This window comes from Nocardia asteroides (assembly GCF_900637185.1).
GTDB lineage: Bacteria > Actinomycetota > Actinomycetes > Mycobacteriales > Mycobacteriaceae > Nocardia > Nocardia asteroides.
Window position 1 is genome coordinate 363,606 of the sequence record NZ_LR134352.1, and the last position, 26,765, is coordinate 390,370.

22 protein-coding genes are annotated in these 26,765 nt (G+C 69.8%); 6 read left to right on the top strand and 16 right to left on the bottom strand.

Annotation, left to right across the window (positions count from 1 at the left end):
- Positions 1 to 45: 45 nt before the first annotated feature.
- Entirely contained in the window at positions 46 to 2,619 is a 2,574-nt protein-coding gene (gene clpB / locus EL493_RS01900; protein ID WP_019049754.1) for an ATP-dependent chaperone ClpB, read from the bottom strand.
- Positions 2,620 to 2,831: 212 nt separating this feature from the next.
- Between clpB and EL493_RS01905 the strand changes: the two genes are divergently transcribed.
- Positions 2,832 to 3,821, top strand: coding sequence for an NADP-dependent oxidoreductase (locus EL493_RS01905; RefSeq protein WP_019049755.1), 990 nt, complete (start codon positions 2,832 to 2,834; stop codon positions 3,819 to 3,821).
- A 4-nt stretch (positions 3,822 to 3,825) separates the two neighbouring features.
- Here the strand turns inward: EL493_RS01905 and EL493_RS01910 are convergent, their stop codons facing one another.
- The 5 genes from EL493_RS01910 to EL493_RS01930 form a co-directional block, all read right to left on the bottom strand.
- Positions 3,826 to 4,581 carry an ESX secretion-associated protein EspG gene (locus EL493_RS01910; protein WP_019049756.1) on the bottom strand — a complete coding sequence of 252 codons (756 nt, stop codon included), beginning with the start codon at positions 4,579 to 4,581 and terminating at the stop codon, positions 3,826 to 3,828.
- A 34-nt stretch (positions 4,582 to 4,615) separates the two neighbouring features.
- Entirely contained in the window at positions 4,616 to 5,929 is a 1,314-nt protein-coding gene (locus EL493_RS01915) for a hypothetical protein (protein WP_019049757.1), read from the bottom strand.
- Between the two features lie 2 nt (positions 5,930 to 5,931).
- Positions 5,932 to 6,306 carry a hypothetical protein gene (locus EL493_RS01920; RefSeq protein WP_019049758.1) on the bottom strand — a complete coding sequence of 125 codons (375 nt, stop codon included), beginning with the start codon at positions 6,304 to 6,306 and terminating at the stop codon, positions 5,932 to 5,934.
- A gap of 16 nt (positions 6,307 to 6,322) precedes the next feature.
- Positions 6,323 to 6,835 carry a DUF3558 domain-containing protein gene (locus tag EL493_RS32145; protein WP_170211470.1) on the bottom strand — a complete coding sequence of 171 codons (513 nt, stop codon included), beginning with the start codon at positions 6,833 to 6,835 and terminating at the stop codon, positions 6,323 to 6,325.
- Between the two features lie 340 nt (positions 6,836 to 7,175).
- A complete protein-coding gene (locus EL493_RS01930; RefSeq protein WP_019049760.1) occupies positions 7,176 to 7,799 on the bottom strand; it encodes a maleylpyruvate isomerase family mycothiol-dependent enzyme in 624 nt (207 codons plus the stop codon).
- A gap of 70 nt (positions 7,800 to 7,869) precedes the next feature.
- On the opposite strand from EL493_RS01930, the gene EL493_RS01935 reads away from it, so the two are divergent.
- A complete protein-coding gene (locus EL493_RS01935; protein ID WP_019049761.1) occupies positions 7,870 to 8,307 on the top strand; it encodes a MarR family winged helix-turn-helix transcriptional regulator in 438 nt (145 codons plus the stop codon).
- A 17-nt stretch (positions 8,308 to 8,324) separates the two neighbouring features.
- On the opposite strand, the gene EL493_RS01940 is transcribed toward EL493_RS01935, so the two are convergent.
- The gene (locus EL493_RS01940) at positions 8,325 to 9,659 is read right to left on the bottom strand and encodes an Abi family protein (protein ID WP_019049762.1); all 1,335 of its coding nucleotides are present in this window, start codon (positions 9,657 to 9,659) and stop codon (positions 8,325 to 8,327) included.
- A 496-nt stretch (positions 9,660 to 10,155) separates the two neighbouring features.
- Here EL493_RS01940 and EL493_RS01945 point away from each other — a divergent pair, with 496 nt between their 5' ends.
- Both EL493_RS01945 and EL493_RS01950 read left to right on the top strand, forming a co-directional pair.
- Complete coding sequence (locus EL493_RS01945; RefSeq protein WP_019049763.1) at positions 10,156 to 11,316, top strand: FAD-binding oxidoreductase; 1,161 nt, start codon at positions 10,156 to 10,158, stop codon at positions 11,314 to 11,316.
- Positions 11,317 to 11,354: 38 nt separating this feature from the next.
- Complete coding sequence (locus tag EL493_RS01950) at positions 11,355 to 12,110, top strand: FAD-binding oxidoreductase (RefSeq protein WP_019049764.1); 756 nt, start codon at positions 11,355 to 11,357, stop codon at positions 12,108 to 12,110.
- Here EL493_RS01950 and EL493_RS01955 read toward each other — a convergent pair.
- The 6 genes from EL493_RS01955 to EL493_RS01980 all read right to left on the bottom strand — a co-directional run bounded on the left by EL493_RS01955 (position 12,107) and on the right by EL493_RS01980 (position 18,724).
- Positions 12,107 to 13,276 carry a globin domain-containing protein gene (locus EL493_RS01955; protein ID WP_019049765.1) on the bottom strand — a complete coding sequence of 390 codons (1,170 nt, stop codon included), beginning with the start codon at positions 13,274 to 13,276 and terminating at the stop codon, positions 12,107 to 12,109. The genes EL493_RS01950 and EL493_RS01955 overlap by 4 nt on opposite strands.
- 615 nt (positions 13,277 to 13,891) lie before the next feature.
- Positions 13,892 to 14,239: a heat shock protein transcriptional repressor HspR gene (locus tag EL493_RS01960; RefSeq protein WP_051719453.1), complete on the bottom strand. Its 348-nt coding sequence runs from the start codon at positions 14,237 to 14,239 to the stop codon at positions 13,892 to 13,894.
- A gap of 133 nt (positions 14,240 to 14,372) precedes the next feature.
- Positions 14,373 to 15,554, bottom strand: coding sequence for a molecular chaperone DnaJ (gene dnaJ, locus EL493_RS01965; protein WP_030201415.1), 1,182 nt, complete (start codon positions 15,552 to 15,554; stop codon positions 14,373 to 14,375).
- A gap of 24 nt (positions 15,555 to 15,578) precedes the next feature.
- Positions 15,579 to 16,139, bottom strand: coding sequence for a nucleotide exchange factor GrpE (grpE, locus tag EL493_RS01970; RefSeq protein ID WP_019049768.1), 561 nt, complete (start codon positions 16,137 to 16,139; stop codon positions 15,579 to 15,581).
- Positions 16,136 to 17,980, bottom strand: coding sequence for a molecular chaperone DnaK (gene dnaK, locus EL493_RS01975; RefSeq protein WP_019049769.1), 1,845 nt, complete (start codon positions 17,978 to 17,980; stop codon positions 16,136 to 16,138). Before dnaK ends, grpE begins: the two co-directional genes overlap by 4 nt.
- Before the next feature lie 276 nt (positions 17,981 to 18,256).
- Positions 18,257 to 18,724 carry a MarR family winged helix-turn-helix transcriptional regulator gene (locus tag EL493_RS01980; protein ID WP_019049770.1) on the bottom strand — a complete coding sequence of 156 codons (468 nt, stop codon included), beginning with the start codon at positions 18,722 to 18,724 and terminating at the stop codon, positions 18,257 to 18,259.
- A 78-nt stretch (positions 18,725 to 18,802) separates the two neighbouring features.
- Between EL493_RS01980 and EL493_RS01985 the strand changes: the two genes are divergently transcribed.
- Positions 18,803 to 20,488, top strand: a complete 1,686-nt coding sequence (locus EL493_RS01985; RefSeq protein WP_019049771.1) for an MFS transporter — start codon at positions 18,803 to 18,805, stop codon at positions 20,486 to 20,488.
- A gap of 58 nt (positions 20,489 to 20,546) precedes the next feature.
- A complete protein-coding gene (locus EL493_RS01990) occupies positions 20,547 to 20,849 on the top strand; it encodes a hypothetical protein (RefSeq protein WP_019049772.1) in 303 nt (100 codons plus the stop codon).
- A 4-nt stretch (positions 20,850 to 20,853) separates the two neighbouring features.
- Here the strand turns inward: EL493_RS01990 and EL493_RS01995 are convergent, their stop codons facing one another.
- From EL493_RS01995 to EL493_RS32845, 3 genes are all read right to left on the bottom strand, one after another.
- Positions 20,854 to 22,317 carry a dynamin family protein gene (locus EL493_RS01995; protein WP_051719454.1) on the bottom strand — a complete coding sequence of 488 codons (1,464 nt, stop codon included), beginning with the start codon at positions 22,315 to 22,317 and terminating at the stop codon, positions 20,854 to 20,856.
- A gap of 89 nt (positions 22,318 to 22,406) precedes the next feature.
- A complete protein-coding gene (locus EL493_RS02000) occupies positions 22,407 to 24,245 on the bottom strand; it encodes a dynamin family protein (RefSeq protein WP_019049774.1) in 1,839 nt (612 codons plus the stop codon).
- Positions 24,246 to 24,261: 16 nt separating this feature from the next.
- Complete coding sequence (locus EL493_RS32845) at positions 24,262 to 25,380, bottom strand: hypothetical protein (protein ID WP_126405518.1); 1,119 nt, start codon at positions 25,378 to 25,380, stop codon at positions 24,262 to 24,264.
- Between the last annotated feature and the right edge of the window lie 1,385 nt (positions 25,381 to 26,765).

The following is a 26,765-nucleotide window of genomic DNA, read 5'->3' on the forward strand; positions in this document are numbered from 1 at the left end:
AGCGCGGTGCGTTGGGAGGTCCCTACGCACCGCGCTGTGGATATTTCACGAGCTGTGCGCAGCCTCGCGTCCGACGACCAGTTTGTCGGTGGCGTCGTCTACGTCCACCCGCACCGTGTCGCCGTCGGTGACCGCGCCCGCGAGCAGTTCCTTGGCCAGGCTGTCGCCGATGGCCTGCTGGATCAGCCTGCGCAACGGCCGCGCGCCGTAGGCCGGGTCGTAGCCGCGCACCGCCAGCCACTGCTTGGCCTCCTCGGTGACGTCCAGGGTCAGCCGCCGCTGGGCCAGCCGCTGTTGCAGCTGCCGCAGGTTGATGTCGACGATCGACTCCAACTGCTTCGCGTCGAGCGCGTGGAACATCACCACGTCGTCGAGCCGGTTCAGGAACTCCGGCTTGAACGCGCGCCGCACCGCCTCCATCACCTGCTCCCGGTCGCCACCGGCGCCCAGGTTGGAGGTCAGGATGAGGATGGTGTTGCGGAAGTCGACCGTGCGGCCCTGGCTGTCGGTCAGCCTGCCCTCGTCGAGCACCTGCAACAGGATGTCGAAGACGTCGGGGTGCGCCTTCTCGATCTCGTCGAACAGCACCACCGAGTACGGCCGCCTGCGCACCGCCTCGGTGAGCTGACCGCCCTGGTCGTAGCCGACATATCCGGGCGGCGCGCCCACCAGCCGGGCCACCGAGTGCTTCTCGCTGTACTCGCTCATGTCGATGCGGACGATGGCGCGCTCGTCGGCGAACAGGAAGTCCGCCAGCGACTTCGCCAGCTCCGTCTTGCCGACGCCGGTCGGTCCGACGAACATGAACGAGCCCGTCGGCCGGTTCGGGTCGGCCACCCCGGCGCGCGCCCGGCGCACCGCGTCCGACACCGCCTGCACGGCTTCCTCCTGGCCGACGACACGTCCGGCGACCTCGGTCTCCATCCGCAGCAGCTTGGCGGTCTCGCCCTCCATCATCCGGCCGACCGGCACGCCGGTCCACGACGAGACGACGTCGGCGATGTCGTCGGGGGTGACCTCCTCGTTCAGCATCACGTCGCCGTCGGCGGCCGCGCCGCTGGTCTGCTCGGCCTGGGCCAGCTCCTTCTCCAGCGCCGGGATCCGGCCGTAGCGCAGCTCGGCGGCCTTGCCGAGGTCGCCGTCGCGTTCGGCCCGCTCGGACTCCCCGCGCAGCGCCTCGAGCTGCTCCTTGAGCCCGCGCACCGAATCGATGGCGTTCTTCTCGTTCTGCCAGCGGGTGGTGAGCTGGTTGAGCTTCTCGCGGTCGTCGGCGAGTTCGGAACGCAGCTTCTCCAGCCGCTGCTTGGAGCCCTCGTCGGTCTCCTTCGCCAGCGCGACCTCCTCGATCTCGAGCCGGCGCACCGCGCGCTCGACCTCGTCGATCTCGACCGGGCGCGAGTCGATCTCCATGCGCAGCCGCGAGGCCGACTCGTCGATCAGGTCGATCGCCTTGTCGGGCAGGAAGCGCGAGGTGATGTAGCGGTCCGACAGCGTCGCGGCCGCCACCAGCGCGGAATCGGTGATCCGCACGCCGTGGTGCACCTCGTAGCGTTCCTTGATGCCGCGCAGAATGCCGATGGTGTCGGCCACCGACGGCTCACCCACCATGACCTGCTGGAAGCGCCGTTCCAGCGCGGCGTCCTTCTCGATGTACTTGCGGTACTCGTCGAGGGTGGTCGCGCCGACCAGGCGCAGCTCGCCGCGGGCCAGCAGCGGCTTGATCATGTTGCCCGCGTCCATCGCGGAGTCGCCGGTGCCACCGGCGCCGACGATGGTGTGCAGCTCGTCGATGAAGGTGATGATCTCGCCCGCGCTGTTCTTGATGTCGTCGAGCACGGCCTTGAGCCGCTCCTCGAACTCACCGCGGTACTTCGCGCCCGCGACCATCGCGCCCAGGTCGAGCGAGACGACCTTCTTGTCCCGCAACGATTCCGGCACGTCGCCCTCGATGATGCGGCGCGCCAGACCCTCCACGATGGCGGTCTTGCCGACGCCGGGCTCACCGATCAGCACCGGGTTGTTCTTGGTACGCCGCGACAGCACCTGCACCACGCGGCGGATCTCGGTGTCGCGCCCGATCACCGGGTCGAGCTTGCCCGCGCGGGCGGCCTCGGTGAGGTCGGTGGAGTACTTCTCCAGCGCCTGGTAGCTGGCCTCGGGGTCGGGGTTGGTGACGCGGGCGCTGCCGCGCACCTTGGTGAAGGCCTCGCGCAGCGCCTCGGGGCTGGCGCCGTGCCGGTGCAGCAGCTTGGCGATCTCGGAGTCGCCGTCGGCCAGACCGACCAGCAGATGCTCGGTGGAGACGTACTCGTCGCCGAGTTCGGTGGCCAGCCGCTGGGCGGCGCTGATCGCGGCCAGCGATTCGCGGCCGAGCTGCGGGGTGGTGGTCGCTCCGGTCGCGCGCGGCAGCCGGTCGACGATGTCGCCCGCTTCGCGCTCGACCGTCGCCGGGTCGACGCCGATGGCCTTCAGCAGCGGGGCGGCGATGCCATCGGTCTGATCCAGCAACGCCACCAGCAAGTGCGCCGGACGGATCTCCGGATTGCCCGCCGCCGACGCGGCCTGCAGGGCGGCGGTCAGCGCCGCCTGGGTCTTGGTGGTGGGATTGAACGAGTCCACAGATCTCCTCCGGGTGTGTCTGACGGTATCGACTGGTTCAACGCTCACAAAGTTGAGTCTGTTCCGCTCAACTCTACAATTTTCCCCGCGGACACGGAATCGCTGTTCACGCTACGCCGCGACACCACCGAAGACGATCAATCGCCGCACGTCGCAGGGGTGGACGCCTAGGATTGCCGTGCCCGGACCATCCCGACAAGAGGAGCCGACCGATGCGCGCGATCGTGGTTGAGAAGTTCGGTGCCACTCCGGAACTCGCCGATATGCCGGTGCCCCAGCCGGGCGCGGGCGAAGTGCAGGTCGCCCTGGACGCGGCGGGCGTGAACCCCTTCGACCTCAAGATGGCCGACGGCATCCTCGAGGGCAAGATGCCCACCGACTTCCCGATGATCCTCGGCGTGGACGGCGCCGGCACGATCTCGGCCGTCGGACCGGGCGTGCGCTCGTTCAACGTGGGCGACCGGGTGGTCGGCAAGTTCCTCACCGCGCCGGCCGGGCACGGCAGCTGGGCGCAGTACGCGACCCTGCCCGAGGACGCCACGCTGGTACCGATCCCCGAGGGCGTCACCTCGGTGGCGGCCGCCGCGCTGCCAGTCGCCGGGGTGACCGCGCAGGACCTCGTCGAGACCGCGCAGATCCAGCCCGGCCAGACCGTGCTGATCGTCGGCGCGACCGGCGGCGTCGGCTCGTTCCTGGTGCAGCTGGCCAATATCGCGGGCGGGCACGTGATCGCGACCGCGCGCGGCGACGCCACCGACCAGGTGGCCCGCCTCGGCGCCGCCGAGACCATCGACTACACCCGGCCCCGGCCCGCCGACCCGAACGTCGTCGACCCCGATCCCGCCGCCTACCGCGACTCCAGCATCACCGACGCGGTCCACTTCACCCACCCCGACGGCATCGACATCCTCTTCGACCTGATCAGCGGCCCAGCCGATTTCGCCCGCCACGCCACCCTGGTCCGCGACGGCGGCCGCGCCTACTCCACCACCTGGGCCGCCGACGAACCCGCCCTGCGCGCCCGCGACATCACCGGCGGCAACTTCGAATCCAAGGGCCGCGGCCCCGAACTCACCCGCCTGCTGTCCCGCGTCGCCGCGGGCGACGTCGTGGTCCCCGTCGAAGCCACCGTCCCCCTCGAAGCCGCCCCCGCCGTCCTCGGCGCCGGCAGCGCCCGCGGCAAAACCGTCCTCGCCATCTGACCGGTCAGTGGTTGCGGTAGGTGCCTTCTCTGGCCTTGGTGGCGGTGGTGGTGAGCATGGTGGTGAGGGTGGCGTGGAGGCGGGTGGGGGTGGTGGGTTTGGCGATGAAGGTGGCCTCGCCGTAGAAGACGTAGCGGCCGTCGCCGGTGAGGTCGTGCAGCTGGAAATCGTCGCGGCCCTCGGTGTGGCGGTTGTCGACGCTGCCGTGGGCGTAGACGCCGATGTGGGTGAGGGTGTCGGTGGGTTTGGCGAGGAAGGTCTCGAGTTGCTCGCGCGGGGTGGGGTTCCAGGCGTCGCGGACGTGCGGGCGGGGTGCCGCGAGTTCGGCTGCGGTGACCTTGATTTCGCGGCCGTTGCCGGGCGCGACCTTGGGTAACGTCGACAGGACGGCGGCGGCCAGCGTGTCCGGCGTCAGCAGATGCAGGGTGATGTCGCCGGCGTTGGCCTCCTCGCCCGGGGCCTGGACGGCGAGGGCGGCGTACCCGTCGCGGGTGCCGCCGTGCGCGCGGATCGTCCTGGTACCGCGGGCCATCCCCGCCACCTCGACGCGGGCGTGCGGGGCCAGCAGCGCGGCCACCGCGTAATCGAGGTTGGTGTCGAACTGGGCTTGCAGCGATTCGGCGGCCTTGCGGACCAGTCGATCGGTATCGGCACGGAAGTCGCTGGTATGGCAGTGATGGAGGGGGTAGGGCAGGACGTCGCGGCCCGTCGCCTCCCAGAGGGTGCGGAACTCCAGGGCGGTCAGGTGCCAGGTGTACACGGGAGATCTACTCTGCTGCATCGCCAATCAACGCCTAATCCGAGCCGATGACCGGCGGGACATTCGGGGGCAGGTCGCCCAGGCCGGTGAGTTCGTCGCCGTGCTCCTGGGTGACGAGGTAGTCGGGAATGCCCTTGGTGGACTCGTCGTCCTTGCCGCCGCCCCGGGCGCCGGGCGACATCATGCCCGGCATCCCGGACCGCCCCGCCGCGCCGGAACCACCCGCGCGGACCGCGGCGGACGCGGCGCCGCCGGTCGACGGCGAGCCGGGCACCGCGCCACCGGGTGTGCCGCCGCCCGGTGTACCGCCGCCGGAGCCGCCCATGCCGGGAGCGCCGCCGCCGGAACCGGCCGGGCCACCCGAACCGGGCGTGGTGCCCGACGGGGTGGTCGACGCCGGGACGGTCGACTGGGGGGTGGTCGCGTCGTCGGTCGTCGAGTCGTCCGTGGTCGAGTCCTCGGTCGACGTGTCGTCGGTGGCGGAGTCGTCGGTCGTGCCGTCGTCGACAGCGGCCGGGTTCGTGGTCGCCGGGTCCGTCGTCTCGGGCTGGGTGGCGCCCGCGACGGTCGAGGCGGGCCCACCCGAGTCGGGTCGCGTCGCGCCGCCGCCGGTGCCGGGATCGGTCGCGTTCACCGCCTTCGGCACCGGGATCACCGGCACGCCCGTATCGGATTCGTGGATCACCGGCGCGTAGACCGTGCGCAGTACCCGGACCGCCTCGGCCTTCGCGTTCCGTTCGGCGACATCGTCGTTGCGCCAGCCACGCCCGGCGAACCAGCTGTGCAGATTGGCGCCGCCACTGCGATGCTCCGGCGGATACGGCACGAGGTTCTTCGTCGGCTCCAGACCGGTGCGCAGTTCGTCCAGCTTGCTGCTGGTGAGCGCGGCCGCCGCCGTCACCCGCTTGCCGATGGTGTCGTATCCCGCCACGGTCGCCGCCGCCGCGGCCGCGGCCGCACCGGACCAGACATCCGGCGACGTACCGCGCGCGATCTGCTTGCGGAATTCGTCGAGCGAGGTGGAGTTGCGGGTCGACACCTGCTTCCAGGCGTCCACCAGGCCGTTGACGGTATCGAGATTGATCGCGTCGACCTTGGTCCGCAGCTCCGACAGGCTCGGCTTGTCGAATTCGTCTTCGCCGGTGACCGCCTTGCCGCGATACTCGCCGTCGAACCCGATGCCGTCGGCGTCGCGGCGGATCGTGCTGCGCTGGTCGTTGTACTTGTTCTGGACATCGGCCGCGTCGGGCGCCTCGGCCTCGCCGTTACCGGTGACCAGGTCGCTGACATTGCGCCGCCAGACCGAGAGGAAGTCCAGGCTCGCCAGGTGCGAGGTGGGGTTGACCATCGCTACACCTGCCCCGCCGCGTAGTCGAGGGCGTTGGCGTTTTCGATATCGGTGCCGGTGAGGTGTTTGAAGGAGATCTTGAATACCTCCTGAAGTTGTTGCACCGCTTCGATATCGGCGAGCACCACCTCGTACAGCGAGTTCGGCTCGCCCTGGGCCTGCGCCCGGAACTTCGTTTCCAGATCCTTCGCCATCTGGAAATCGCCGAAACCGCTGACGTTCTGGGTGCGGCGCGCGAGATCGAGGATGTCGCGCAAATCGGTCAGCCGCTGATCGCAGGCTTTGAACATGTGATAGGCCGCCGCATCGTCATTGAGGTACACCTCACCGGCCTGCGCCTGTCCGAGCAACTGGCCGTACGGGTTCGGTTCCGCCACCGCGCGTCTCCCTCGGCTACTTCGGAAAAGTCGGCACGAGAACGGCACCGGTGCGCTGGAGGTAGTCGCACGGGTCGGCCAGGCCCTTGATCAGCGGCGAGTTCAGTACCTGGAGCTGAACGACTCCTTGGGCAGCGGGGAAAACGGCGTCGCAGTCGAGGTTTCTGGTATCACCCTGCTCCTTGAACTGCCTACCTTGCCGACCGGCGATCGTGACGTCGGTGAAGTCGATGTTTCCGGGCTTCTGCTCGAAGTCCCGCACCGACTTGCTCGTCGAGTACACGGTCAGCGAGTACTCGCGACCCGACCATCCACAAATTTCCCACCCTGGCTGCGGAACGCCACCCAACCCCGCTTCCTCGGTTCCCGGATCCACCCCCGCCGCCTTCAACACCTCGTCGGGAATCTCCGCGCACGGATTCCACAGCACCGGCTTCGCCGTAGTGGTCACCCCCCGGGACGAGGTCTCCCCCGACTCGCACCCGGCCACCCCCACCACCGCCACACCTGCGATCACCAGCGCCGTCACCGCGCGATTCATCCCCGCCCCTTCCTGCCGGTCACTGCTTTGACCAGGGACGTTATCACGGTGAGGGGCCCGGAAAGGGGGCGCGCAGGTCGGTCGACCATGAGCGGATGGGGGCGGGGGATCATGGCAAACCGGTGGTGAATGGGGGCTGTCGACGAGCGGGGAATCGTCACCCTGACGCACACGCCGACGGTTTCGGGCGCGTCCCGCGTGCACACCGGCGTCTTCGGTCGACGGGCTCGGATGCTCCGGTGAACTTCCGGAACGGCCGGCGGTCCCCTGACTCATCGGATCGGCGGTCTGGGCAACCCCGAGCCCGCGCGTCGACGGCGCGGGGAAATCACCCGCGGCACTGTGCGACGCCGGGGCCGGTGAGGGCGGGCAGGGCGGATCGGCGTCCGGTGAGCAGCAGCAGGAGATCGAGTGTGGTGCCGCGGATCTCGGGTCCGGAGCCGACGGTCCAGGACGAGTCCTCGGCGACGAGGCGGACACCGGACAGCTTCCGTTTCGCCCAGAACGGCCAGCCCATGGTCCACACCCGCTCGGCGCCGACGGCCGCGGCGGCGGGGTCGACGGTGATGGTGTGGCCGAGGGGGCGGGCGATGTCCTGGGCGTGGACGATCACGTCGTAGTGGATGTTGCGGTAGTTGGTGACCGCGGGCAGGCGACGCGACTCGGCCACGACCGTCAGGTCGGCGACCGGGTCGGCGACGGCGTCGGCGTGGCGGACGGCGATGTCGTGGTTGAGGCGGTGGAAGCTGCCGCGGGCGCGGGCGGCTTCGCGGAGCATGCCGACCGGGCCGGGTGGCTGCGCGGCCAGCGCCACATGGGCGGCGACGTCGCGGACCCGCCAGCCGTCGCACAGCGAGGGGCGGTCCAGTTCGGCCGGGGTGAGGGTGTCGAGCAGACGCGCGATGGCGTACCGCTGTTCGGCGATGATCCGCCAGTGCTGATCGATGTCCATGACCGGCCTCCAACTAGTCAGCCTTTCTGACTAATATAGTCAGTGAAGCTGACCGGATCAAGGAGTGGACATGCCGGACGACGCGCTCAACCTCGGAGTCCTGCTCTTCGTGCCGTACCGGGAGATGGAGCGCCGCGTGCTCGTCGCCCTGGCCGAGGCGGGCTTCGACGACCTCACCCAGGCCCAGGCCCGGCTGGTCGCCCGCATCGCGCCGGAAGGATCGCGCCTCACCGACCTCGCCACCCAGGCCCAGGTCACCAAGCAGACCGCGAAGGTACTCGTCGACCAACTCGTCCGCGCCGGCTACCTCAGCCGCGAACCCGACCCGACCGACGGCCGCGCCCGCCTGCTCCGGCTCGCAGAGCGCGGCGCCGGCGCGGCCGAGACCGCGAACCAGGCTGCCGCACTGGTCGAATCGGAGTGGATCGCGCATCTCGGCCCGCGCACCGCCGCCGACCTGCGCACCGCCCTCACGTCGTTACGTGCGATCACCGACCCGTACGAGTAACCGCCAAACGCAGCGATTCAAGACAGAAATGCTCCTGCTGTTGTGCGCATGCCAGTCGAATCCACAATCTCCGCGGCGGCTATCAGCGACGCGTCGGGCGATCGCACCAGCGCTACCGGCATCGCACCGCCGATTCCCGGATTCGCCGTGATCCACCACCCGGCCGCCTCCCATGGCCGCGCGTTTGCTTTCAGCACAACATTGATGCGTCGGACAACTGGGTGCACCTGCCCACCGTCGACGTCGAGCTGGAAGCTGGGGAATCGGTAAGTTCCACCGACCCGCAAGCCGATGAGCTCGTCCCGAGATCGGAGGTACCGCACCGCGCTAGCCCTTCTTTTCGGCACGTCGCTGGTATCGACCACCAGACCCACCTCAGCAGTGGACATACACTCGAAGTGACGTAAGGTATCGCGCTGCTCCTTCGAGAGCGGGTCAGCCGGTGGAACGTACGACGGTGACCAGAGCGCTTCAGCCGCCCATCCCTTCGGGCACCCCAGGTGGGAATCGGGGAGTCCGAGTTTGCGGAAGTCGACTGTGACGAGCTCGAAGGCTTGCCTGCGCCAGGTCGATGCGGGGTCGAGTTGAGCAGTAAGGAAGGCCAGCACTGCCAACGAGGAATATATCCGCGACTTCGGCGCCGGACCTGCCGCATGAGCCAGGTCGGGAACACCGTCCAATCGGCCGAGTTGCTCGACCATGTTCCTGTTCCACAGCCGACCATGGTGTGCGCAGATGTTGCGCACATACGCCAGATTTGCGATCCAGCTGACCAGCGCGGCGCCGTCACCATCACAGTCCGCATCGAACACTCCGAACAACTCGGCGATCGAGTTCTTCTGGAGCCGCTTCGTCCCCCGGACCAGCGTCACCAAGCTCCCGAAGGTGAGCAGCTCGGTTACCACCCAGATAGGTAGCGGGAGACCATATCTGGCCTTGAAATGAGCGACGAAATCCTCCCTTGACCGGTCTTCTTCAGCGCGAACCCTCGACAACCACTTGACGTGCTCGCTACCGAGCCAATGTGATCGACTCTCGATCGGCCGATGCTCGTCGAATCCGGTGAATGACGGTTCGAGTGCCGCTGGATCGAGATGGGCGAAGGCTCCCGTCTCGCCGAGTACGTAACCGAGTCGCATCCGCAAAGCGACCTCGACTCGTTCGATCCCGTCGAGAACGATCAGGCGCAACCGCCGATCGAACTCGTAGAGATCGACCACCTGATCAAAGGTGGTTCCGTCGACAAAGAAGTCGCCACGCAGCGCGTCATGTTCCCGGATAGGGCCGTAGTCTGCGGCATGCTCGCGGAAGATGTACCAATAGCCACTCAATCGGTAGTACCCGATGGCCAACAGCCGCGCCCTCGCGGCCGACTCGTCCGCGATTGCCAGGCCGCGTGACCGAAGCAGGCCAACCTGCTCAGGAAGTGTCTTGAACGGTTTTCCGTAGGTGGTGACGAGCGAGCGCGTACTGATGACTCAACCCCCCCTGCTAATATGCAACTACATGGCCGATCGTCCACTCCCGCCCCAGGGAGGGGCGGTCGGTTCTCTTGTCGAAGCACAATCTGTGGCTACAGGCGAGCGCGAGGCTCCCGCATCGATACTGCGCACACCTCGTCGTGGCAGTGTAGGCCGCGGCGACGAGCACGCGAACAAGATCACCGACGGGTATCGATGACGGCGACAGCGCGCCAAGCCGCGATCGGCGGCATACGATCCGTCCGGCGACCGGGACCGTGACGAGCATCCCTGCACCCGACGAGGCGTTTTTAGGGATACTGGAGTCGGGGCCCGCCGCGAGGCGGGGCCACATTGCAGCAATTCCAGGGAAAGGGAGCTTGACGACGTGGATGCGCGTTCGCTTGCGCTGGTCCGCGCCGATTTCCGCGGGGTGTCCGAGACGCCCGGTGGTCCTGAGCGGCTGATCAGCGCTTTCTACGGTCACCTGTTCGCGCAGAACCCGGCGTTACGGGAGCTGTTCCCGCCCGCCATGGACATGATGCCCAAGCGTCTGGTCACGGCGCTGCAGTATGTCCTGGACAACCTGGAGGACTTCGAGCGCGCGCAGAAGTTCCTCGAGCAACTCGCCCGCGACCACCGCAAATACGGGGTCGAGGCGGACCACTACGACATGGCGGGCCGGGCGCTGCTCGCGGCGCTGCGCACCTTCCACGGCAACCGGTGGACCAGGGAACTGCACGAGGGCTGGAGCGACATCACCATCCTGGTCTCGGCCTCCATGGCGATCGGCGCGAACGAGGACAAGTCGCAGCCGTTCTGGGGCGCGACCGTGGTGGGCCACCGCAAGGTGCTCGACGATCTGGCCATCGTGCGGCTGCAGGCCGACGGGCCGATCCCGTTCAAGGCCGGCCAGTACGTGCCGGTGCAGGTGCCGCAGCGGCCGAACATGTGGCGCTACTTCTCCCCCGCGATCCCCGCGAATCCGTACGGCGAGATCGAGTTCCACGTGCGCCGGATCAGCGGCGGCTGGGTGAGCCCGGCGATCGTCAACGACACCAAGGTCGGCGATCGATGGAAGATCGCGGGCCCGCTCGGCGGCCTGCACGTGGACCGGGAATCCGGCCGCGACGTGCTGTTCATCGGTTCGGGCACCGGCATCGCGCCGCTGCGCGCCCAGCTCATCGAGATGAGTCAGCGCGGGATCAACCCGCGCGTGCACTTCTTCATCGGCGGCCGCTTCCCCGGCGACCTCTACGACGTCGACAACATGTGGCAGCTGTCTCAGTCCAACCCGTGGCTGACCGTGGTGCCGGTGTGCGAGGAACGCGACGACCCGTGGTGGTATCCGCAGGCACCGGCCAACTCACCGACCGGCATGCACCGGCGGCTCGTCGGTAACCTGGGTGCGGTGGTCACCAGCTTCGGCGCGTGGTCCGACCGCCAGATCCAGATCGCCGGCTCGCCCCGGATGATCGCCGACACCCGCCGCGCCCTCATCCGGGCAGGCACCCCACCACAGATCATCGCCGCCGACCCGGTCGGCTGAGACCACTTCCCGCACCGCCCGTTTCGCGAAAGAGACTGATGAGCGAGATTCCCGATCCCGCCTGGACGGCGACCGTCGTCGGCCACCACCGCCTGCGCAACGACCTCGCCGTGATCCGGTTGATCGGTGATTTCGTGCCGTTCGCCGCCGGCGGTTCGGTGGAGGTGGAAGTGCCGCAGCATCCCGGCGTGCGGCGCAGGTACTCCCCGGCGCTGCCGCCCTCGCTGGACGGCAAGCTGGAGTTCCACGTGCGCACGGTGCCCGGCGGCTGGTGCTCGAGTTCGATCGTCGCCGACACCAAGCCCGGCGACCAGTGGCGAATCAACGCGCCGCACGGCGTCTTCCACATCGATCCCGAAGCGGCCGAGGTGGTGATGATCGCGGGCGGCACCGGCCTGGCGCCCATGCGCGCGCAGATCCTCGACCTGGCCCGGCAGGAGAACCCGCCCCGCACCTACCTGTTCTACGGCGGCCGCTCCCCGCGCGACCTCTACGCCTCGGACATGCTGTTCCTGCTGGCGGGCGAATTGCCGTGGCTGACGGTGATTCCGGTGGTGGAGAGCCCCGACGACCCGTCGATCCGCGACGAGTGGCACGAGCACTCCCGCGTCGACATCGGCTTCGCGGAGGCCGAGATGCTGCACGGCACCCTCGCCGACGTGGCGGCCGCGCACGGTCCGTTCGATCAGCATCAGGTGCTGGTCTGCGGTTCACCGGCGATGGTCCGCACCACGGTGGATCGCCTGATCGCGGGCGGCACTCCCCCGGCGAACATCATCGCCGAGGGCGCTTAGAACAGCGGGTCGTGCCGGATCGACTTGGCCTGGGTGCCGGCGGCCATCAGGCGGAACTTGGTGGTCTGCACCATCGAGGGTGAGCCGACGATCTGCACGTCACGGTCGGCCCACGGGCCGTAGCTGGCGACGACCTTGCCGATCTGGCCGGTCATCCGCGGTTCCAGACCGGGTAGCTCGGCCTGGGGTTCGCCGGAATCGTAGTACCACCAGGGGTTCTCGTCGCTCTCGCTGACCGGGGTGACGGTGAGCCACTTGTTGGCCATGGCGAGCTGGCTCAGCACCTGCAGGTCGTAGAGGTCGCACGGGTGGTGGCCGCCGACGAACAGGTGGACCTTCGGGTTCACCCGGCGCTGCGCCATCGACATGATCTGCGCGCGCAGCGGCGCGATACCGGTGCCGCAGCCCACCATCAGCATCTTGCGCTTGGTGTTGCGCGGCACGCCGAGCCCGCCCAGCGGGGAGCCGAGCAGCCACTGGTCGCCGACGGCGGTGTGCGACACCATCGCCGGGCTGACCCAGCCGCCGAGCACACTGCGGACGTGGAACTCGATCTCGCCGTTGGCGTTGGCCGGGTTGGCCGGGGACAGGTAGCGCCACATCCGGGGCCGCGCGGGCACCTGCACGCTGAGGTACTGGCCCGCCGCGTACTGCATGGGCTGTTCCAGCTGGACCCGGATGACCGCGAGATTGCGCAGTACCTCACGACGTTCGACGACGGTGGCCGACCAAGCCGCGGGGGTGGTCTCCTTGTCGGCGGCGCTGATCATGGCACCGCTGATGGTGGCCAGGCCCTCGTCCCAGGCGCTGGCGACCTCGTCGGTCCACATCTCGGTGCCGGCGAACTGGCGCATGGCCGACTTCAGCGAGTTGGCGACGGCCACATAGTGCGCGGGCTGCACGCCGTACTTGCGATGGTCGCGGCCGAGCTGGGCCAGGAAGGGCAGCAGCTTGTCGGGCTCTTCCAGCCGGTCGAGCGCGTAGGAGATCGCCTTGACGAGCCGGTCACGCTGGGAGTCCATGGCGGCCGGGAAGTAGTCACGGATACCGGGATAGTCCGTGAACAGGATCGAGTAGAACGACCTGGCTAGCTTCTCGGGCCCACCGTCTTCCGCAGCAACCGCCTTGAACGTAGTTCGGATCAAAGCGACAGTCCGCGAATCCATATGTGTCACAACCTCGTTTCGCCATCGAACGCTAGCCGCGCCGGCGAGTGACGGGCTGGGAGGACACTCGTCAGCAGCCGATGCGAGAAGTCTAGGCGAGGTTTGCCAGCTTCGGAATCGTACTCTTAAACATCACGCATGTAATTCTCGAAAAACCAGCTGGTACTCATCAGTATCAGTTAGAAACATACCCTAAGACCGTTAAGGGCCGGTAAACATGACCTGACCCTTGACTGTTCTTCCCGGCAAAAACGGCAAATATCCACGAACATGCCTGGTAGAGCGACCCTTCCGCTACGGATCGGACACCCGACAATCCGACGCGCCGTGCCGCGACACGCGGGGAGGGTGTGTCGGAGCGCCGGGTCCGCGCTGCGGAAACAGCTTCCGTTTGATCCGAATTCAGCGTCCGGACAGCAAACTTCCGTGATGGTCCCGAGATAAACCCCCACCTCACAGCCCTGCCGCCGGACAACCCGGACACAAGATCACGAATAAATGGGTTGCTGGAGAATCACCAGCCGATCGCCGGCAGTTGACCGGCCGACGAACGGGCCCCCGGACCGCGTCCGCCGCAGCGGGACACGGACCCGGGGGCCCGATGCATCGTGGGACTCAGCGCCGATGGCGTGGCTGCCACACCACCAGCGCGGTACTGCGCTGGGGCGGCGACAGGTCGGGCCGGTAGCCCGCCCGCAACCGCTCCAGCTCCGCGCTCATCTCCTCGACGCGCTGTTGCAGCGCCTCCACCTGATTGGTGAGTTCGATGATGCGTTTGATGCCGGCGAGGTTGACCCCCTCGTCCTGCGACAGCCGCTGCACCTCGCGCAGCAGTTCGACGTCGCGGGCCGAGTATCGGCGTCCGCCACCCGAAGTGCGTTGGGGCGTGACCAAACCCAGCCGGTCGTACGTGCGCAGCGTCTGCGCGTGCATACCCGCCAGCTGAGCCGCCACCGAGATCATGAAGAACTCGGCACGCGAGGTCCCACCCGACGCGGACTTCGGGTCCGGATTCGGATTTGCGCCTCTCCCGACGCCCTCCGTGGTCACGCTGCGCTACCTCCTCCGGGCGCTGAGCTCGATGCGCGGGACATCGTCAAGCACCCGCCCATCCCGCACGCGGATCGAAGCCACCCGCCTTCTCCGCCTCCTGGTAGCGCTTGAGCGCGTCGGTGGCATCGGAGTCCAGGTTCTGCGGTACCGCGACCTTCACCGTGACCAGCAGGTCACCGGCGCCGCCCGCCGCGCCGCGCTTGGGCACACCACGACCGCGTACCCGCAGGATACGCCCGTCGGCGGTGCCCGGCGGCACCTTCACGCCGACCCGGCCGTCCAGCGTCGGCACGGAAACAGTTGTCCCCAGCACCAATTCGCTGTAGCTCACCGGGAGCACCAGGGTGAGGTCGTCGCCCTGACGGCCGAACACCTTGTCCTGGCTGACGTGCACGGTCACGTACAGGTCGCCCGAAGGCGCCCCGCGCAGGCCCGCTTCGCCCTGCCCGGCCAGCCGGATCTTCTGTCCGTCACTGACACCCGGCGGGATCCGCACCGTGATGGTGCGGGTCCGGTTCTGGATGCCGGTGCCCGAGCAGTCGGTGCACGGGTCGTCGATGATCGACCCGGTGCCGCGGCAGTCGTCACAGGGCTCGCTGAAACCGAACGCGCCCTGATTGCGGCTGACCACGCCGGAACCGTTGCAGTGCGGACACACCCGCGGGCTGGTGCCCGGCTTGGCGCCGCTGCCGTGACAGGTCGTACACGGCGACGGACTGGTCATCCGCAGCGGAACGGTGACACCCTGGGCCGCCTCGCGGAAGCCCAGCGTGGTCTCGGTCTCCACATCGGCGCCCCGGCGCGGACGGCTCGCGCCGCGCGCGCCGCCCCGGTTGAACAGCCCGCCCAGCAGATCGCCGAGCCCGCCGTCACCCGCGCCGGCGCCGCCGGCCTGGCCGAAGATGTCACCGATGTTGAAGTCCTGCGAGAACCCGCCCGCGGCACCGGGATTGAACCCGCCACCGCCGTAGCCGCGCCCGCCACCGCCCGCGAACAGGCGGCGCGTCTCGTCGTACTCCTTGCGCTTGGCCGGATCCGACAGCACGGCGTTGGCCTCGCTGACCGCCTTGAACCGCTCCTCGGCCTTGGTGTCACCCGGATTGGAATCCGGGTGCAGGTCACGAGCGAGCTTGCGGTAGGCCTTCTTGATCTCGTCCTGCGAGGCGCCGGAGGAGACACCCAGCTCCTTGTAGAAGTCCTTCTCGATCCACTCCCGTTGGCTCACCGGGCATCTCCTCCTCTCGCGTTCTTATTGGTTGTCGCCGTCGGCATCCGAATCCGATGCCCCCACGGCCTCGGCATCGGTTACCCCGACCAGCGCGTGCCGAAGCACCCGGTCGCCGAACCGATAGCCCTTGCGCATCACCAGACCGATGACCGGATCGGCACCCGAGCCCTCGTGCTGCACGGCCTCGTGCAGCGTCGGGTCGAACGCCTCGCCGACCGCGCCGAACTCGACGAGACCCTGCTTGGTGAGCGCGGTCTCGAGCTTGTCGGCGACGGACTTGAGCGGGCCGGTCTCCAGGTCGCCGTGCGCCCTGGCCCGGTCCAGATCGTCGAGCACACCGAGCAGCTCGGTCACCACCGCGGCCTTGGCCGCGTCGATGTTCGCCTGACGATCCCGCTCCACCCGGCGGCGGTAGTTCGCGTATTCCGCGGTCAACCGCTGCAGGTCGGCGGTGCGCTCGGCCAGCTCGTCGCTGACCGGCGCCTCGGCCTCGCCGTCGGGCGATTCCGCCGCCGCGGCGGCGGAATCGGTGTCCTCGACGATGTCTTCGATCAGCTCCTGTTCGGAGTTGGCCTCGGTCACTTCTTCTCCGTGTCGACCGGCTCGTCGACGACCTCGGCATCGACGACACCGTCGTCGTCCGCGGGCGCGGTGCCGTTGCCGCTCGCGGCGGCGTCGGCGGCCTGCGACTCGTAGAGCGCCTGACCCAGGGCCTGCGACTCGGTGGCCAGCTTCTCCACCGCGGTCTTCACGGCCGCGATGTCGGTGCCTGCCAGCGCGGTGTTGGCCTCGGCGATGGCCTCCTCCACCTTGGACTTCACGTCCGCGGGCACCTTGTCCTCGTTGTCCTTGATGAACTTCTCGGTCTGGTGCACGAGCGACTCGGCCTGGTTGCGGGTCTCGGCCTCCTCGCGGCGGGCCTTGTCCTCGGCGGCGTGCGCCTCGGCGTCCTTGACCATGCGGTCGATCTCTTCCTTGGACAGGCCGGAGCCGTCCTGGATCTTGATCTTGTTCTCCTTGCCGGTGCCCTTGTCCTTCGCGGTGACGTGGACGATGCCGTTGGCGTCGATGTCGAAGGTGACCTCGATCTGCGGCACGCCGCGCGGGGCCGGGGGCAGGCCGGTCAGCTCGAAGGAGCCGAGCAGCTTGTTGTGCGAGGCGATCTCGCGCTCACCCTGGAACACCTGGATCTGCACCGACGGCTGGTTGTCGTCGGCCGTGGTGAAGGTCTCCGAGCGCTTGGTCGGGATGGTGGTGTTGCGCTCGATGAGCTTGGTCATCACGCCACCCTTGGTCTCGATGCCCAGCGACAGCGGGGTGACATCGAGCAGCAGGACGTCCTTGACCTCACCCTTGAGCACACCGGCCTGCAGGGCGGCGCCGACGGCGACGACCTCGTCCGGGTTCACGCCCTTGTTCGGCTCACGGCCGCCGGTCAGCTCCTTGACCAGCTCGGAGACGGCGGGCATACGGGTGGAGCCACCGACGAGCACGACGTGGTCGATGTCGGCCACGTTGATGCCGGCGTCCTTGATGACGGACTGGAACGGCGCGCGGGTGCGGTCCAGCAGATCGGAGGTGATCTTCTGGAACTCGGCGCGGGTCAGCTGCTCGTCGAGGAACAGCGGGTTCTTGTCCGCGTCGACGGTGATGTAGGGCAGGTTGATGGAGGTCGACTGGCTCGACGACAGCTCGATCTTCGCCTTCTCGGCGGCCTCGCGCAGACGCTGCATGGCCATCTTGTCCTTGGTCAGGTCGATGCCCGAGGACGCCTTGAACTTGTCGACCAGCCACGCGACGACGCGCTCGTCCCAGTCGTCGCCACCGAGGTGGTTGTCACCGGAGGTCGCGCGGACCTCGACGACGCCCTCACCGATCTCCAGCAGCGAGACGTCGAAGGTACCGCCACCGAGGTCGAAGACCAGGATGGTCTGCTCTTTGTCGCCCTTGTCCAAGCCGTACGCCAGCGCGGCGGCGGTGGGCTCGTTGACGATGCGCAGCACGTTCAGGCCGGCGATCTGGCCGGCTTCCTTGGTGGCCTGGCGCTGGGCGTCCTCGAAGTAGGCGGGGACGGTGATGACCGCGTCGGTGATCTCCTCACCGAGGTAGGCCTCGGCGTCGCGCTTCAGCTTCATCAGCGTGCGCGCGGAGATTTCCTGCGGGGTGTACTTCTTGTCGTCGATCTCGACGTTCCAGTCGGTGCCGATGTGGCGCTTGACCGAGCGGATGGTGCGGTCGACGTTGGTGACGGCCTGGTTCTTCGCCGGCTGGCCGACGAGGACCTCACCGTTCTTCGCGAACGCGACGATCGAAGGGGTGGTGCGCGAGCCTTCCGAGTTGGCGACGACGACCGGCTCGCCACCTTCGAGAACGCTGACGACCGAGTTCGTGGTCCCGAGGTCGATTCCGACCGCACGAGCCATAGTGGTTCCTCCTGTTTGACAGTACTTGGGGCAACAGTCTCAGCAACGCTGAGCGCGGTGGGCTCAATCCTGCCCTCGAGCTCTCCCGGGAGTCAACCCAGACTTGAGTCACACACGCTCAACATCGTTGATCCACACAACCAGCACCTGCGGCGATTCATTCCCCACCGCGGAAAAAACTTTCCCGACCCGGCCGCCATTCTTGCCACCCCCACGCTCAACCGCACCGGCTGATGCCACTTCGTGACCGCGCCGAGACCGCGCGGCGGCGCCGGGTCAGCGGGTGAGGCCGGGGTGGATGCCGGGGCGCAGGCCGTTGGCGGCGGCGGTGCGCTGGAGGAGGTCGAGGAAGGTGGCGCGGTCCTCGGGGGTGAGGGCCGCGAGGAGGTCGGCGTCGAGGGTCTCGACCGCGGATTCGGCCTGGGTCAGCAGGGCGTGGGCGGCGGGGAGCAGGTAGAGGGCGTGGGCGCGGCGGTCGGTGGGGTGGCGGCGGCGTTCCACCAGGCCGCGGGACTCGAGATCGTCGACCAGGGAGACCATCACGTTGCGGTGGATGTCGAGGGCCTCGCCCAGCTCCTGCTGCGTGCGGCCGTCGTGCTGGCTCAACAGCTTGAGCATGCCGAAATGCCGGGGCTTGATGCCCAGCGGCGCGAGCAGGTCGGCGAACCGGTACGCGGTGTGGAAGCCCAGCTGGCCGAGGAGGAAGGCGGGGTGGGCGGACAGCGGGGCGGCGTCATCGGTCACGGGTCGAGGATACCCACTCACGCACGACCGGTGATTGCACTCTTGTGTGATTATCACTTGAGGTGCATAGTTTGAGAGGTGACTCCAACCACCAACTCCGCGGACCCGCGCCGCTGGATCGCCTTCGCGGTGATCCTCGCCGCCGGGTTCATGGACCTGCTCGACGTGACCATCGTGAACGTGGCGGTACCGAGCATCCAGAACGACCTGCGGGCCGAGTACTCGCAGATCGAATGGATCATCGCCGCCTATGTCCTCGCCTTCGCCGCCGTCCTCATCACCGGCGGACGGCTCGGCGACATCTACGGACGCAAACGCGTCTTCCTCGTCGGCATGGCCGGCTTCACCCTCGCCTCGGCGGCATGCGGCCTGGCCACCGACCCGAACATGCTGATCGCGGCCCGCTTCGCGCAGGGCGCGATGGGCGGGCTGATGGTGCCGCAGATCCTGGCCATCATCCAGACCACCTTCCCCAAGGAGGAGCGCGCCAAGGCGATCGCCGTGTACAGCGGGGTCGGCGGCTCGGCGTCGGCGGTCGGGCTCGCCCTCGGCGGGATCCTGGTGCAGGCCGATCTGTTCGGACTGGGTTGGCGGCCGATCTTCCTGGTGAACATCCCCGTCGGCATCGTCGCCTTCGTCGCCGCGTACTTCGTGATGTCGGATTCGAAGTCGCCGGCCGCGCCGAGACTCGACCCGGTCGGCATGGTGCTCGCCGTCGCCGCGGTGCTGCTGCTGGTGTTCCCGCTGGCCGAGGGCCGCCGGCTCGGCTGGCCCGCCTGGATCTTCGCGATGATGGCGGCCGCCGCCGCGGTGTTCGCCGTGTTCCTCGTCTACGAGCGCGGGCTGGCGCGGGCCGGGAAGTCGCCGCTGGTCGATCTGGACCTGTTCCGGTCCCGGCCGTTCGCCGTCGGCCTCGGGTCGTGGCTGCTGTTCTGGCTCGGCATGGGCGGGTTCTTCCTGGTGTGGACGCTGTTCATGCAGGCCGGACTCGGCTGGACGCCGATGCGGGCCGGGCTCACCGCGGTGTTCTTCGCGGTGGGAGCCGGTGTGGGCGCCGGTGTTTCGGTGGGCGTGCTGGCGGCGCGCTTCGGTCGCCGGGTGCTGATCGCAGGCGCGCTGGTCAACGCCGCCGGGTTCGCGCTCTACGGCGCCATGGCGGTGCGCTACGGCAGCGAGTTCACCTCCTGGCAGATGGTGTTGCCGCTGCTGGTCACCGGGGCGGGCTTCGGCATGGTGGTGGCGCCGACCATCGACCTGCTGCTCGGACAGGTGCCGCTGCGCGAGGCCGGTTCGGCGTCCGGGCTGCTCAACACCGGCCAGCAGCTGGGCACCGCGCTCGGCGTCGCGCTGGTCGGGGTGCTGTTCTTCGCCGCGCTCGACCACGGCTCGGGCCGGGGAGTCGAGGCGGTGACGCCGCAGCTGCGCGCCGAACTGGCCGTCGCGGGAGTTCCGGTCTCGGTGCAGGACCAGATCATCGCCGGGTTCGGGGCGTGCGTGCGGGACCGGTCGGCCCAGGACGATCCGACCGCGCTGCCCGCGAGCTGCCGGATGCCCGCAGACCAGCCGGGCGGCGAGGAGGTCTCGCGACTGCTCGCGGACGCGGGAGCCGAGGCGAACGCCGTGAACTTCGCCGAAACCTTCCGGTACACGCTGTTCTACGGGATGGGAGTCCTGTTCCTGGTGTGCCTCGGATTCTTCGCGCTACCGAAGGAGGCCAAGCTGGAACCGCGGCCGATCGCCGAACCGGAAATCGTCACAGTATGAACCCCGGGTGGGCGCGCGGAAGACCGTGCGCCCATCCGCTTCTCGTCAGGAGGAAGCCATGTACACCGTTGATCTGCTCGCCGTCGGCCGGGGACAGCACGTCGTCGACGCGGCCGTGAACTACGTCGACCACCTCGGCTACCGGGTGCTCGGCACCACCACCGACGACCAGGCACGGGCCATTCTCGAACGGGAAACGGTCCGGCTGCTGGTACTCGGCGGTGGCGTCGAACCCGATTCGCGGACCGCGCTGACCACCTGGGCGACCGCCCAGGGCACCACGGTGATCCAGGCGGAACGGCGCGGCCGCGATATCGAGCAGTACCTCGCCGAGGAGGTCGTGCCGGTGCTGCGGACCTAGCCGGTCAGCGCGGCAGCTCGGCCAGGATGCCCTCGGCGCTGCGGGCGGCGGCGCGGCAGGCGGTGGCGGTGGCCTGGTCGGCCAGCGGATGCGCGGCGCGCGTGCGCCAGGTGCGCACGGCCGCGACCGCCGTCGCCCGCACGGCGCCCAGGTCGACGTCGGCGGGCAGGCCGAGCCGCAGATGCGCCGCGACGCCCGCGCCGCCGAGGATGCGGTGCAGATCGGCGAGTACCGGTGCGGGCAGCGCCAATTCGTCGGTCCGCAGCTTGCCGAGAATGCGCAACTCGGTGAACCCGTGCACGTCGGCGAGCCGGGCCCGCACCCGGGGCAGCAGCTGATCGGCCGCGGTCCCCGGATACGCGGTGAGGATCCGGGCCAGGGTGCTCAGCGCCGAATGCGCCTTCAATTCCTCGGCGCGCTGGCCGAATTGCACCTCGAGCACCGAGCGCAGTTCCTCGATGCCGCTGCGCGCCGCGAGTTCGGCGGCCAGCGAGGCGGAGTCGCGGACGCCGAGCCGGATCAGCATGGTGGCCATGCGAATTCCGAACAGGCCGAACCGGTCCGCGAGCTGCGCGCGCAGTTCGGGGTCGACCGGGAGCGCGATGTCAGCGCGGGCGAACCGGTCCGCCGACAGCAGCGCGACGCCGAGATCCTCCGCAGGCACGGTGGACAGCGCCTCGAACGCCGCGAACTCCGGCTGCCGCAGCGTCGACGCCGCGAAGGCCAGCAGGCCCGCCACCGGAATCACCGCCTGGCACAGGCCGGTTCGCTCCAGCTCGGTGGTGAACCTGGTCGCGACATCGCGCGCCGAGTGCAGGGCGTCGATCCGGCCCGCGCCGATCTCGTCGGCGCGCGACACCACGGCGATCACCCCCAGTGGCCCGGCGCCACCGGCGGCGGCGCCGATCTGCTCCAGGAAACGCACGTCGGTGGCGTCGAGGCGGCGCAGCAGGTAGACCACCGCGTCGGCGCCGGGCACCGAGACACCCGACGGCGGCGCGTCGCCCTCGGCGTCGGCCGGGGTGAGCAGGCGCGCGGTGCGCAGCGACACCTCGCGCGACAGCGACGACGTGCCGGGCGTATCGATGATCGTGGTCTGGGCCAGCGCCTCCGACGGCCAGCCCACCTCCAGGTGATCCACCTCGCGCGGGCCGTAGGAATCCCAGGCCAGGGTGCTCAGGTCGAACGTGAGGCCGTGCGCTCCGCCGCCGCGTCGCACGACGACATTGGCGCGCGAGCCGTCGGCCGCGTAGGCGGTGACGGCGGGGGTCGCGGCGTCGCGATACCAGGTGACCACCCGGGTGCATTCCGTCGCGTCGGTCGGGGCGACAGCCTGGCCGACCAGGGCGTTCAGCAACGTCGACTTGCCCGCCTTGATCGAGCCCGCCAGCGCGACGCGCAGCGGCTCCCGCAAGCGGTACTCACATTCGGCCAGCAGGTGCCGGACGTACTCGTCGCGGCCGGACATCCGCGCCGCCGCGCCGACCAGTTCATGCGCCTCGGCCAGGATCCTGGGAGCGGTCTGGCCGCCGGGCGCGGCGGTGTCGAAACGGTGGGTCACCCAGATACCGTACCGTCGGCCCGTCCCGGTTCGACCTGCATGGAATCCGCGTAGCGGCGCAGCTCGGCGACCGCGTTCAGCTGGCGTTCGAGAACCGCCGTGCGCTCGGCCCGATGCGTCGCGGCCATCGTCGCCGCCTCCTGCGCCGCCCGCAGCGACGCGTCGATCGAGCGCAGGCTGCGTTCGGCCACCCCGGCGAAGTGATCCCGCAGCGCGCGGTGGATGCGGTGCAGGCGGTCCTTGGTGTCCTTGGCGGCCTGGAAGGCCAGGTCGTCGAGGAAGCGGCGGACCTCGGCGTTGGCCTCGATCCGGCGTCGGGCCAGGCGGGCGGTCTTGTCGTCGCGGTAGGCCTTGCCGCCGACGATGAGGCCGGCGCCGAGCGAGATCGGGTTCAGCATCGCCAGTCCGGCGAAGGTGGTGGCCAGGCCGATCATCAGCACGCCACCGTAGGAACCGCGCATGCCGACCAGCACCTTGCTGGTGAAACCGATGTCCGGTTCGAGGTCGGCCAGGGAACCCGAGCCGGTGAGGGTGCGCTCGTCGTCCATCCCGGCGTGCACCTCGGGCAGCTCGACGGCGCCGACCTCGGCGAAATGGGTCGCGATGCGTTCGGCGAGCAGTTCGGCGCGGCGATGGGTGAGCAGCAGGTTGTCGCCGAGGGCGGTGTCGACCGAGCCGGACAGCCACTCGGCGATGGCGCCCCAGTGCCGACCCGGATCGTGCTCGTCGATCCATTCCTGACCGGTGCGGGCGACGGCGCGCAGCCGGTCACGCAGGTCGTGGTCGACATCGCTGACCAGGTCGGTGATGCCGTCGGCCAGCGTCTGCTGCCAGCTCGCGGTGCGGCGCTGCAAGTCCTCGGCGGCCGCGCGGGCCACCTGGAGTTCGGTGACCGCCGCCGAACCCGCCGCCGGATCGCGCAGCGCGACGAGCTCGCTGCCCAGCGCGAGCGCGAGATGTTCGGCCGCCGAAGCCAACTCGCGGCCCACGGCCAGCCGGGTCGCGACCTGGTCGCGGGCGACGACCCGGTCACGCAGGAAGCCGAACAGCACGCCGAAACCCGATTCCAGGCCCAGCTGCGCGTCCTGCAGGCGCAGGGCGTGCGCGCGCAACAGGGCCGACACCGGGATCAGCGTGACATCGATGTCCGCGCGGGCCAGGTGCTCCCGGTCCGCCTCGAGCACCCGCTGCCAGTGCGGATACAGATCCGTCTTGGAGAGCAGCACCGCCACGGTGGGGCACAGTTCGCGAATCTGGCGGACGAACGTGAGCTCCGGATCGGTGAGTTCGGTCGAGGCGTCGGTGAGCACCAGCACCGCGTCGGCCGCCGCGGCCAGGCCGAGAACCCCGGCGGCGCTGGCACTTCCGTGACCACCGACGCCCGGACTGTCGATGAGGACCACACCGTCGGCCAGCAGCTGATTCGGCAGTTCGGCCTCGATCCGCACGATCTGCCTGCCCTGGGCCAGCGGGCTGCGCGGCTCGATCGCGCCGAGCTCGTCGAAGGGGATCTCCACCCGCGCCTCGTCGGCGCCGGGGACGGCGAGCACCAGATACGCCCGCTGCCGGGCGCCGTAGGACAGTTGCAGCGGGAGCACCGTGGTCAGGTCGTCGCCGACCGGGCACACGTCCAGGCCCAGCAGCGCGTTCACGAACCGGCTCTTGCCCTGACCGAGCTGGCCGGTCACGACGATGCGATGCCGCGGATCGCGCACCCGTTCGGCGACCGTCTCCAGCCGGCCGACCAGATCGTCACGGCCCGCGGCGCGGGCCGCCGCGACGGTGTCGGACAACACCGTCGTCAGCGGCACCGCGTTCGGTGCGAGAGTCCCCATCGCAGAGCCCGTTTCGCTAGTGGAACAGTCCGTCGGTGTGCGTGTCCGCACCGGTCTCGGCGACAGTACTCGACTCGCCGAACAGCGACGCCTCGCCTCCGCCCAGGCTCGAGCCGTGCAGGCCGGAGCCGAACGCGCTCGACACGTCGACCGAGGACCAGGTGTCGGCCGCGGTGGAGACGGTGCCCTGGGTGGTGCCCGCGATGTCGCCGGTGGCGGTTGTCGAAGCGGCGCCGCCGATGGTGCTCGAGGTGGTGGCGTCGACTGTTGTGCCGAGGGTGCTGGAGGTGGTGCCTGCCGCGCCGATGGTGCTCGAAGTGGTGCCGTCGACCGTCGTGCCGAGGGTGCCGGAGCCGTCGACTGCCGAGCCGAAGGTGCCCGAGGTGGCGCCGTCGACCGTCGTGCCGAAGGCGCCCGAGGCGGCGCCGTCGACCGTCGTGCCGAGGGTGCCCGCGAGCTCGGTGCCGCCGGAGGCCGCGCCGGTGAGGGCGGCGTCGCCGAAGCCGCCGAGGCCGGTCTCCAGGCCGGTGCCCGCGTCGACGGCGCCGGACAGGCCCGCCTGCGCGCTGCCCGCGGCCGAACCGGCCAGGCCCGCACCGGTTTCCGCGAGTCCGCTCACCGCTGCTTGCGCGCCGCCGGAGGCAGTGGTGTCCGCGTCGGCGAAGCCGTTCAGGCCGGTCTGCAGGCCACCGGTCAGACCCGCGCCCGCCTCGGCCGCCGCACCCAACCCGGCCTGGGCACCCGAGGTGACCGTGCCGGACAGATCCGTGCCGAGGGCGCCCGCGGCGTCCAGTCCGATGCCCGTCGTGGACGACAGTGCCGTCTCCAGTCCGGTCGACACCTCGGCGCTGCCGCCGCCGGTGAGCGTCCCGCCGAGATCGCCGCCGCCGGTCAGCCCACCGATCAGGCCGGTACCCGCCGATGCGGCACCGCCGAACCCGGTCTCCAGACCGGTCCCGAGCTCGGCACCCGCGCCCGCCACACCGTCGAGCCCGGTGATCGCCGTGGTCGTCGCCGCCGCACCGAGCCCACCGGCGAGCTGCGCACCCGTGGTGGCCGCCGCACCGAGCCCGGCCGCCGCCGTGGTCGCGCCGCTCACCCCCGCGGCCAGTCCGCCACCGAGTTGTCCACCCACACCGGTGGTGAGATCCGTGGCGAGCCCCGCGGCCCCGTCGACGCTGCCTGCGATGTCGGAACTCGCGCCGATCGCGGCGTCGAGGCCGGTGCCGACCTGCGCGGTCGCGCCAGTCGCGGCCGATACGGCGCCGTCCAGGCCTGCGGCGGTGTCGGCCGCACCGGTGAGTGCGCCGCCGAGACCGGCGGTCGCGTCAACGGCACCTGTCAGTCCGGCGGTCGCGTCAGCGGCACCGGTCAGCGCGCCACCAAGCCCGGCAGCAGTGTCGGCCGCGCCGGTCAGCGCGCCACCAAGGCCAGCAGTTGCGTCGGCCGCGCCGGTCAGCGCGCCACCAAGGCCTGCGGTCGCGTCAGCGGTACCACTCACAGCACCGCCCAGACCGGCACCCGCCTCGGCAGCACCGGTCAGCGCTCCACCGAGGCCGGCGGTCGCGTCAGCGGCACCCGCCACCGCGCCGCCCAGACCGGCTCCTGCCTCGGCAGCGCCGGTCAGCGCGCCGTCAACTCCAGCGGCGAGGTCACCGGAAGCTCCGGCGGCTCCGGCCAAGGTGCCACCGAGCCCGATGCCCGCGCCGGCAACGGCGTCCAGACCACCCGCCAGATCACCGCCGACACCGGCAGCCTCACCGAGCCCGGTCTCGAGACCCGCGCCCACCGCACCTTCCAAACCGGTCGTCAGATCAGCACCGGCACCGACCGCACCGGTCAGCGCACCGTCCAGCCCGGCCGAAAGATCACCACCGACGCCTGCCGCGCCGGAGAGCGCACCGTCGAGACCGGCACCGGCCTCAGCCGCACCGTCCAACGCACCACCCAGTCCGGCGGTCAGATCACCGGCGCCACCGATCGCGCCATCCAGGCCTGCCGCGAGGTCGCCACCGGCACCGACCGCACCGTCCAACGCACCACCCAGACCAGCGGTCAGATCACCCGCGCCACCGATCGCGCCGTCCAGGCCGGTCGCGAGACCACCGCCGGCACCGACGGCACCGTTGAGGCCACTTTCCAAGCCCGCACCGACCGCACCGTCCAGACCGGTCGCGAGGCCACCGTCGGCGCCCACCGCGCCGGTGAGTGCACCGTCGAGACCCGCTGCCAGGTCGCCGCCGACGCCCAGCGCACCATCGAGGCCCGCTCCGATATCAGCGGCGCCATCGAGCGCACCCGACAGCGCGCCATCGAGCCCGGCGCCGATGCCGGCCGCGCCGTCCAGCGCGCCGCCCAGGTCGCCGGCTCCACCGATCGCACCCGTCAAGGCGCCATCGAGACCCGCGCCAAGCTCGGTACCAGCGCCAACCGCACCATCCAGCGCGCCACCGACACCGGCGGTGAGATCACCACCCGCTCCGACGGCACCGGTCAGGGCGCCGTCCAGGCCCGTCGCGA